At 56.0% G+C, this 1,822-nt stretch carries 1 protein-coding gene and 1 pseudogene; one reads left to right on the top strand and one right to left on the bottom strand.

The window, feature by feature from the left end; translation table 11 throughout:
* Positions 1–270 (top strand): annotated as a pseudogene (locus GSM73_RS27420) (hypothetical protein); the annotation flags it as partial.
* Positions 271–322: 52 nt separating this feature from the next.
* Here GSM73_RS27420 and GSM73_RS16715 read toward each other — a convergent pair.
* Positions 323–1,690 carry a Fic family protein gene (locus GSM73_RS16715; protein WP_231990620.1) on the bottom strand — a complete coding sequence of 456 codons (1,368 nt, stop codon included), beginning with the start codon at positions 1,688–1,690 and terminating at the stop codon, positions 323–325.
* Between the last annotated feature and the right edge of the window lie 132 nt (positions 1,691–1,822).

Genomic DNA, 1,822 nt, shown 5'->3' with positions numbered 1-1,822 from the left:
CCCGTGGTCGGAGGTTGGGTCGACAACCCGGTTCGCTTCGAAGGCGAGGGAAGACCGGGTGTTGGGCGAGTGGTGAGCTGGTTCAATCCGGATCAAGTCTGGGCTTCGGATCTCAACGTCGAAGCGGGTGGTTGGCAGGGCGGGGCGTCGCAATCGCTGGCCGCTGGCGGCCACTGGTGCCGGTTCAGGCAGACCATCACCGACACGGCAGACGGCGCGACGGCCTCCGATTGGGTTGAGAGCGGGCGCTTTGAGGTTCGGCCTCATTAGTTGCCAGGCGGTCTCGTTATCCAGCAGCAACACATTGAGTCACCGCCACAACTCAACCCATTTGGAAATGCAGGTTCGCAAAGATCAATCCGGCGAAGCGTGCAGGCAGACCCACTTCTACCGTGCGGGATTTGGGGGTACTGCTGACCACTATCCCCGCTTCGATCAAGCGGCCCAGTTCTTCCGTTGCAAGCCGATCCTTCAAACCCGTGAACACCTTGAACTCTGCACGCGGCATCGCACCTTGGGTGAGAAGAGCCAACACCGCAGCTGCACTGGTGGGTCTGATACCGGCACGGCGAAGGTCGGGATCGGTTGAAAACACATGAACAACCTGCTCGCGCAGCCTGGCTGGGTTTAGCGACGTCGTCATGTATTCAATCTGGTCGTGGCAGACATCGAGCATGAACTCGATGAAGTTGAAGTAGTGACGCTGTGAGAGTTGTCCGCGCCCGTCATAGTCACCCTCGCGAGGGCGATCAGCCAAGGCCAGGAAGCGATAGTACTCATCTTGCCGGCGAGCCAGGCCACGAGACAGTGACCAGAGGAAAGGTTTTAGCCCAAGGTGAACAAGTTGCAGATGGGTGAGCATCCGAATCACTCGACCATTACCATCAAGGAAGGGGTGGACAAGCGCCACTCGGTGATGGGCTGCCAGGGCAGCGATCAATTGGCGCCGCGGATCCTTTATTCGTCCGTAATGCTGTTGCAGATGCTCAAGCATGGGCAATACAGCTGCGGCAGCTGGAGCGACATGTGCGCCAACCTGGACTTGCTCATTCTCTTCTGCCCGCAATCTGCCTGCTTCCATCATACGACCATCGCCTAAGGTCAGTTCCTCGATTGAAGCGTCCTTGAACAGCCGACGATGGATGGTCGCGATCAACTTGGGATCGAACATAGCGCAGAAGCTATCTGTTGGGCGCATTCGAAGCACCCGCTCCATCACCTCCTGCTGCGTCATGTGTTGCACGGCAAGCTCTTTGAGCTCCTTTCTTTCTCGTTTCGGTATTGTGCGCGCAGCCTGCAGGTCAGCGATCTCAGTTCGATGCCCTTCGATCAGATTCGAGTAGTAGGTATTGGTGATGCGCAACAGGCCCGCCAATTGCTTCGATGTCTCATCGGCGAGCCGTCCGGCAAGAAATTCTGCCTTACGCGGCAACTGATCGGCGGCCTGAATGATCGAGTCGGGCAGGTTTTCTGGCAGTACTGGGTCAAGGTACGTTTTCGAGATAATCATTTTTTTTGCTTCCAGAGAACACAAACGGCTATTTGTTTGGTGATTTCTGCGGAAATTTCTGCGGAAAATAAAACGGCTGATAGCGCCCGTATTTGCTTGGTTTAGTGATGTCGTACGATAGATGATTTCCGGTGCTTTTGCGGATTTTTGTGCGGAAACCCAAGATTGTTTAATCAGCACGTTCCCCAATTGGGACACTTGGAGCTGCCGAGTGCAACGAGGCTGCGATCTTTTTCCAGACGATTGAGTCCTGAACGAAAGATCGTCCGAACGCGGCCCGAGCCTTCGGCAGCTTCAGAGCTGCCTTAGCGC

Source organism: Pseudomonas sp. PICF6 (assembly GCF_009831705.1).
GTDB classification, from domain to species: domain Bacteria; phylum Pseudomonadota; class Gammaproteobacteria; order Pseudomonadales; family Pseudomonadaceae; genus Aquipseudomonas; species Aquipseudomonas rhizophila.
The sequence above is the reverse complement of the archived record's forward strand: the minus strand, read 5'-3'. Positions and strand labels throughout refer to the sequence as shown.